General features: G+C 39.9%; 7 protein-coding genes. 5 read left to right on the top strand and 2 right to left on the bottom strand.

Annotated features, from left to right (window positions below; genetic code table 11):
* Positions 1 to 132 precede the first annotated feature (132 nt).
* Entirely contained in the window at positions 133 to 1149 is a 1017-nt protein-coding gene (locus tag NQ782_RS17670; RefSeq protein ID WP_267581272.1) for a molecular chaperone DnaJ, read from the top strand.
* A gap of 131 nt (positions 1150 to 1280) precedes the next feature.
* The gene (locus tag NQ782_RS17665) at positions 1281 to 1967 is read left to right on the top strand and encodes a hypothetical protein (protein WP_000512922.1); all 687 of its coding nucleotides are present in this window, start codon (positions 1281 to 1283) and stop codon (positions 1965 to 1967) included.
* A gap of 66 nt (positions 1968 to 2033) precedes the next feature.
* On the opposite strand, the gene NQ782_RS17660 is transcribed toward NQ782_RS17665, so the two are convergent.
* Positions 2034 to 4913: a valine--tRNA ligase gene (locus tag NQ782_RS17660; RefSeq protein WP_057092939.1), complete on the bottom strand. Its 2880-nt coding sequence runs from the start codon at positions 4911 to 4913 to the stop codon at positions 2034 to 2036.
* A 196-nt stretch (positions 4914 to 5109) separates the two neighbouring features.
* Between NQ782_RS17660 and NQ782_RS17655 the strand changes: the two genes are divergently transcribed.
* From NQ782_RS17655 to NQ782_RS17645, 3 genes are read left to right on the top strand one after another with little or no spacing between them, the layout of a single operon-like run.
* A complete protein-coding gene (locus NQ782_RS17655; RefSeq protein WP_000120759.1) occupies positions 5110 to 5787 on the top strand; it encodes a hypothetical protein in 678 nt (225 codons plus the stop codon).
* Positions 5788 to 5812: 25 nt separating this feature from the next.
* Positions 5813 to 6619 (top strand): SDR family NAD(P)-dependent oxidoreductase, encoded by an 807-nt coding sequence (locus NQ782_RS17650; RefSeq protein WP_001086059.1) that lies wholly within the window; start codon positions 5813 to 5815, stop codon positions 6617 to 6619.
* A 54-nt stretch (positions 6620 to 6673) separates the two neighbouring features.
* On the top strand, positions 6674 to 7108 hold the full coding sequence (locus NQ782_RS17645) for a nuclear transport factor 2 family protein (RefSeq protein ID WP_000371755.1): 435 nt from the start codon (positions 6674 to 6676) through the stop codon (positions 7106 to 7108).
* Here NQ782_RS17645 and NQ782_RS17640 read toward each other — a convergent pair.
* A complete protein-coding gene (locus tag NQ782_RS17640) occupies positions 7105 to 7539 on the bottom strand; it encodes a YbjQ family protein (protein WP_000369287.1) in 435 nt (144 codons plus the stop codon). The two genes, NQ782_RS17645 and NQ782_RS17640, sit on opposite strands and share 4 nt — an antisense overlap.
* Between the last annotated feature and the right edge of the window lie 5 nt (positions 7540 to 7544).

Here is a 7544-nt window from a genome sequence, read left to right as displayed (position 1 = left end):
TGTACACAGTGCACTGGGTTATGTATCGCCTTTTGAGTTTGAAGCAATGTACTATGATAAGATTAACCCGTTAGGTCAGGTGGCCTAACTTAAATAAAAAGTCTCCGACAAACCCGGTACGGTTCAATGAGTATGCCCTTTGATCTCAAAGTGAGCTTGCAGCAAAGGTCTGAACCATCTGCACAGCAGAAAAAACTGAATCACCTGATTGATAAAATAGAACAGCAAAAAGTTAGCCTGAGCGCTTGGCAAAATGCACAAGCTGAGATTCAACAGCACATACGACAAAAACTGATGCCTGTGTATAGCGATTTGCATGCGGTGCTATTTCAACAGTTAGAGCAACTTTGGAATATGTTACATAGCCATGAGTTTTCCAAAGCAGACATGCAACAACTCGATGAAAAAAATGCCCAGCTTGCGCAAATGTTGAAACGCTCCAAAATGCTATCTGCTGAACAGTTGGAGTTAGTAAAGCAGATTGATACCTTTTATCAGCAACATGCGGGGGAGTCTGTAAAAAAAAATAAAAAAGCTCATCCAATCAAATCTGAATACGATGAAAGTGCTGAGCAGATTGCAGGGTTAGAAGAAGACTTTGAACGGTATGCGGCTGAGCAACAACAAGCGCGAGAACAAGCTAAACAGCAAAGACAGCAACAGAAACGTGAACAAGCCGAGCAAATGGCAGCGCAGTCACTTAAAACAGTCTATTTAAAAATTGCCGCGATGATTCACCCAGACCGTGAGCAAGATGAAACCAAAAAAGAAGAAAAAACTGAGTTGTTCCAACAAGCAAGTCAGGCCTACGAAAAGCAGGATTTGTTTTACTTACTCAAACTCCAGTTACAGCTTGAACAGAATAAAGGGCTAGGCGCTAAAGAATTATCTGCCGAGCAGTTGCGATTTTATAAACTTGCTTTGGATGCACAAAGTCAGCAGCTTGAAAGCCAAATTACTGAGATTTTGGATTCTTTTCAGTTAGCCAAAAATGTAAAAGCAGAGCATGTACATATTAGTGATGTCTATAAAGCTGTAGATGGTGACTGTGCTGAGTTAAAGCAGCAGGTGAAGTGGGAAAAGGAACGCTTAAAGCATATGAAAAAAGAGAGTGGGGTAGAGATGTTGTTGGGACATGGGGTTCTATAACCTCTCCCTAAAATCTTCTTCTAAAAAGAAAGGGAACATAACATATTCTATCCCCAAACTCTGTTCGTGCTTTGATTGTTTAAGAGTGTTGATTGAACTTAGAATTGAATAAAATTTTAAAGAGACTTTTTATGGGAATAAGTGCTGGTGGTTTAGCTGTACCATTTAATGGGACAATGGAAAATGCAATAGAGTTAGTTTCAGGTTGGAAGAATAGAACTATTAATGTTGTTAGTTTGAGTGAGCGAACGGATTTTGATACGCGATATGATAATTGTATAAGTTTAAAGATTTTTAATAATGTATTGATAATTTATCATGCAGATTTTTTATTTTCTGCAATGGATGATCACTCATTATGGGCAAAGCGATTTAAAGAAAGTAATTTAACAGAATGGGTATTATTTTTTGCTGCTTATGATAGTGGTGGTACATATGGATATTCATTTTTTCAGTATGGGAAGTTTGTACGCTCGGTTTTTCAGATGGTCGATGATTTTAAAATAGAAGGTAGGTTATCTGAATTAGAGCAAAAAATTATAAACTCACCTGTATTTTTTGAATATTTTAATGAGGAAGATGAATCAGAATATTTAGATCTTGAAGGACTTAAAGCTAATGATTTATTAGATGCGAACGGTGATATTCAAGAATGGGCAGATTGTTATAAATGTTATTATTTTGAGGATGAATATGTTGCTGAGCATGACTTAGCTTCTAGATTTTTATCCGAAATGGTAACCGAATATGTAGGATGTGATTTTTTTTACGATACTGAGTACGACCAAATCTATTTAGAAGTTATTCAAGATTATTAAACTATGAAAAATAAAGGGCTGAATAATCAGCCCTTTATATTACAATTAAATTGTGAACTTTAAAGATTAAAGCGCAGCAATTTGCTCCATATTCGCTTTAACTTTCTCTAACTGAGCAGCAAACTCAGCAAGCTTCGCTTTTTCACCTTCAACAACCGCTGCTGGTGCTTTAGAAACAAAGCCTTCATTTGCAAGTTTGCCCGCGATTTGGTCGTGTTGCTTTTGGATTTTATCCAAGTCTTTTTGCAAACGAGCAAGCTCAGCTTTAGGGTCAATTAAGCCTTTCATTGGTACAAATACTGATGCATGGCTAACAACGCTAGAGCAAGATAAAGGTGGTTCTTGATCTTTATTCAAGAACTCAATGCTTTCAACTTTAGCCAATGCTTTGAACAATGCTTCAATACGAATGATTTGTTCACGTTCAGCGTCAGAAGTGTTTTGAAGTAATACTGGCAACAAGCGCGCATTACCTAAGCCCATTTCACCGCGAATGTTACGTACCGCACCAATCAAACCTTGAAGCCATTGCATATCTGCTTCAGCTTGTTCGTTGATTTTTGCTTGCTCAGGAATAGGGTATTGGGCAGTCATAATTGTTGGGCCGCCTTGACCAAGCATTGGTGCAAGTGTTTGCCAGATTTCTTCTGTCAAATATGGCATTAATGGATGAGCCAAACGTAAAGAGGCTTCCATCACAGCAAGTAATACACGGCGTACTTCAGCTTTACGCTCTTCTGAAACTTCTGCATCGTTTAGAACTGGTTTAGTTAACTCAACGTACCAGTCGCAGTATTCATTCCAGATAAAGTCATAAATCGCTTGAGCAGCAAGGTCTAAACGGTAAGTTGCAAACGCTTGGTGTACAGCAGCTTCAGCTTTTTGCAGACGGCTGATAATCCATTGTTCTGGAAGTTCCCAAAGATCAGGACGGGCTTGTTGACCAACAGTTTGGCCTTCAACATTCATCAGAACGAAACGTGTTGCATTCCAGATTTTGTTACAGAAGTTACGGTAACCTTCAACACGTTTTAAGTCGAACTTGATGTCACGACCAGTGTTTGCAAGGGCACAGAACGTGAAACGAACTGCGTCAGTACCGTAAGCATTAATGCCTTCTGGGAACTCTTTGCGCGTTGATTTTTCAATCTTCGCAGCATCTTTCGGATTCATGAGGCCAGTCGTACGTTTTGCAACTAAGCTTTCTAAATCAATACCGTCAATCAAGTCTAATGGGTCAAGAACGTTACCTTTAGACTTCGACATTTTTTGACCTTCACCATCACGTACCAAGCCGTGAACGTAAACCGTCTTAAATGGAATTTGAGATGAACCATCTTCATTTTTCATGAAGTGCATGGTCATCATGATCATGCGGGCAACCCAGAAGAAGATAATGTCAAAACCAGTCACCAACACATCAGTCGGGTGGAAAGTTTTGAGTTCAGGCGTTTGTTCTGGCCAACCTAAGGTTGAGAATGTCCAAAGTGCAGATGAGAACCATGTATCAAGTACGTCTTCGTCTTGTTTAAGCTCAATATCAGCCGCGATGTTATTTTTCGCGCGAACTTCTTCTTCGCTACGGCCAACATAGATGTTGCCATCAGCATCGTACCAAGCTGGAATACGGTGACCCCACCAAAGCTGACGTGAAATACACCAGTCTTGAATGTCACGCATCCATGCCATGTACATGTTGCTGTACTGCTCTGGAACAAACTTAATACGACCATCTTGAACCGCTTCAATTGCAGGCTCTGCAAGAGGCGCAATTTTTACGTACCATTGGTCAGTTAATAATGGCTCAATAATCACGCCTGAACGGTCACCGCGTGGCGCTTTTAAGTCATACGGTTGGATTTGGTCTAACCAGCCTTCAGCTTCCGCTTGAGCAACTAGTTTTTTACGTGCTTCGAAGCGCTCTAAACCAGCATAATCTGCAGGGGCAGTAATAGTTTTAGAAATTTGTTCGCCAGCTTTAGCAATATATTCAAACTCACCTAAAACTTCGGCGTTTTTGTTGAAGATATTGATGATTGGCAAGCTATTGCGTTTACCTAACTCATAGTCGTTAAAGTCATGAGCAGGGGTGATTTTTACACAGCCAGTACCGAAGTCTTTTTCAACGTAGTCGTCAGCAACGATTGGAATTAAACGACCAGTAATTGGCAATACAATATTTTTACCAACAAGATGCGCATAACGCTCATCTTCAGGGTGAACAGCCACAGCAGTATCACCAAGTAAAGTTTCAGGACGAGTCGTTGCAACTACGAGATAGTCTTTGCCATCTTGAGTTTTAACTGATTTATCTTCAAAGAAATATTTAAAGTGCCAAAGTGAGCCTTTTTCTTCTTTGCTTTCTACTTCAAGGTCAGAAAGAGCAGTTTGAAGTTTAGGGTCCCAGTTTACAAGGCGCTTACCACGGTAAATTAAACCGTCTTCGTGTAAACGAACGAATACTTCTTTAACGGCGTTTGATAAACCTTCATCCATCGTGAAGCGTTCACGTGACCAGTCTACAGACGAACCTAAGCGACGAATTTGTTTGGTAATTGTGCCGCCAGATTGTTCTTTCCATTCCCAAACTTTTTCGATGAACTTTTCACGGCCTAAGTCGTGACGAGTGATACCTTGTAAGCCAAGTTGACGCTCAACAACCATTTGAGTTGCAATACCAGCATGGTCGGTACCCGGTTGCCACAAAGTGTTTTTACCCATCATACGGTTATAACGGGTGAGGGCATCCATAATGGCATTGTTAAAGCCATGGCCCATGTGCAAACTACCAGTGACGTTTGGTGGTGGAATCATGATACAGAATGATTCACCGTGACCAGAAGGTTTGAAGTAACCTTGTTCTTCCCACGTTTTGTACCACTTCTTTTCGATCTCGGTTGGATCGTAGGTGGTGGCAATATTTTGAGCGGTTTGAGCGTCAGTCATAGTAGCTTAGATCGAATATGCATAAAAAATTGCATCTATTGTAGCAAAAAATTGCCTCGAAATTAATGTGCTGAAAATAGATAAACGGTTTTGTATTTTTTTCAAAAAACGGTAGATTTATGAAGCATGGATCACAATTTAATCGTGTAGCGGCACGGCAGAAAAATTACAAAAGAATTGAAAAGGGATGCGACACATGAGCTACAAAGTTTTTTTAAAGATTTCCGATTCAACCTATACCCAATTTGCTTCAATTCGAGAGAAATTACATGCTGGGGTAAGAGAAAGCCAGTCGAAAGTATTGGGGGATGTTCTTTCCGATTTGTCTTGTGAAATTATTGAGCAAGTTTTCTCTGTATTGTTAAAGGATGAGCAAGACAACTCTACTATGACTCAAAAACAGCGGTATGAGTCCGAGAAAGTTCTTCAGCAAATTTTAGATACTTTCCGAAAATATATGCCTTGGTCAGTCTCTTTTTTCGGTAATGAACGACTATTACCTTTAGTTGATTATATGACCTCACTCATGAAAGAACGTGAGCAAGATGTTTATATTACATACCCGATCACCCCTCAACTTGTACAACAGGCCCAAACACTGACGGAACAAATACGTGAGGGCAATATGCAAAGCGTAGAAAAAGCTTTTCAGACCTTAATTCAAATTGTGGATTTAGGTGTAACAAGCCTAGTACGTGAACCTAAAAAACGTTTAAAATTTAATTTAGTTGTCGATAAAACCCTAAATGGGGTCATTAATATGACAACGCATTTGGGCTATAAACGTTTGGAAAAATTGGGGACGCAGGTTGATCAAACGACCGCAACTCACTATATCAACCACTTTTTGGCCTTCATGCATCAAGCAGCATAATTTAAAAAGATAATAGGAAGTTAAAATGGCCAAACTTGATACTTTGCAAAATAAAGTGGTGTGGATTACGGGAGCATCTTCCGGTTTAGGTAAAGCTTTAGCTGGTGAGTTTGCTTTGCAAGGTGCTCAAGTGATTTTAACTTCGCGTCGCTTTGAAGAGTTAGAAGAAGTTCGCGTTGGTTTACTCCATCCGGATCAGCACTTGTCGGTAGTTGCAGACATTACCAATCAAGAGCAAGTTCAAGAGGCTTATGAGCAGATTTTAAAAGCAAAAGGACGAATTGACTGGCTTATTAATAATGCGGGTTTAAGTCAACGTGCTTTGATTCAAGACACCACAATGGCAACAGAACGGGCCATTATGGAAGTCGATTATTTCTCACAAGTCGCATTAACCAAAACTGTGTTACCGACCATGCTTAAACAAAAGTCTGGCCGAGTTGTATTTGTCTCTAGCGTGGCAGGGCTTTTAGGTACGCAGTACCGTGCGAGTTATTCGGCTGCTAAAGCTGCTATTCATATGTGGGCCAACAGTTTACGTGCTGAGGTTGCCGATCAGGGTGTTGAAGTTTCGGTTATTTTCCCGGGCTTTGTAAAAACTAATGTTTCGTTTAATGCACTAAATGGTGCAGGGCAACCTCAAGGCCACCAAGACGAAGCAATCGAAAATGGACTAGAAGCCGATGTTTTTGCAGAACAGTCAGTTAAGGCATTAATGCAAGGACAGGAATATATTGTAGTGGGTGGTACTAAAGAAAAATTAGGCGTGATGGTTTCCCGTATGTCACCGAAACTACTTTATAAAATGATCCGGAAAACAAAAGTGAAATAAAAAAAAGATTTCGCCGTGCTAAATTGATGGAAAAACCCGCATAGAAGGTTCACAATGGATCAAGACTACCATCGTATTTTAGAGGTCATTACGCGTTTTCAATTGGTTTTTGACCAGAAAAATTGGGATGCGTTTGATGAGTTGTTGGCCGATCAACTTGAGGTGGACTATTTGCAGTTTAGAGGGGAGCCTTTATGCGTGGTGTCTTGTCATGAATATAAAGGTTCACGGCAACAAGCTTTGTCACATTTGCGGCTACAGCACAATTTAAGCAATCCTCTTATTCGGATTGAACAAGACCAAGCATGGTTAGAATGTAATTATCAAATTTATCGTTTTTCGGAAAATGATTATTTTCATTCTTTTGGTCGCTATTATTTTACTTTGGCAAAACAACAGGGCATATGGAAAATTACCGGAATTTGCCAACACTTAACCAAAAATATTGGCAATCCGCGTATACATTTTTCTGCTATGGGGCAGTGTTAATCTTTGACTGCTGTTCCGTAGGCAAATACCTCTACCATTCCACCTTGCATACCCAGTTCGGTTGTACTCAGCCGAACTCCCATAATGTGATTGGCACCGACACTTTGAGCTTGTTGTTTTAGTCGTACGATAGCCTCGCGGCGAGCACGTTCAACAATACTTTCATAACTGGTCAGCCGGCCACCTAAAATATTTTTTATAGAGGCCAGTACATATTTAAAGTAGTCATGCGAAATAACCACATTACTGCTAATAAAATGTCCCAACTGGTCGCTTGTGGCAAAACGATTGGTATCAATTCTGATATGGGCAAATTGTTGCTCTTTTTCTAGAAGCTCATTTAAATGTTTTCGTTCAATATGGCGGCCAAAAGCCCAACCAATACTGAAAAGAATGAGAAAAATAACAAGCTGAAAAATAAGATTGTCCATTTTCT

This window comes from Acinetobacter sp. BD54, assembly GCF_044778325.1.
In the GTDB taxonomy this organism is placed as follows: domain Bacteria; phylum Pseudomonadota; class Gammaproteobacteria; order Pseudomonadales; family Moraxellaceae; genus Acinetobacter; species Acinetobacter baumannii.
Note: the sequence above shows the minus strand (reverse complement) of the source record. Positions and strands in the feature narration are given on the sequence as shown.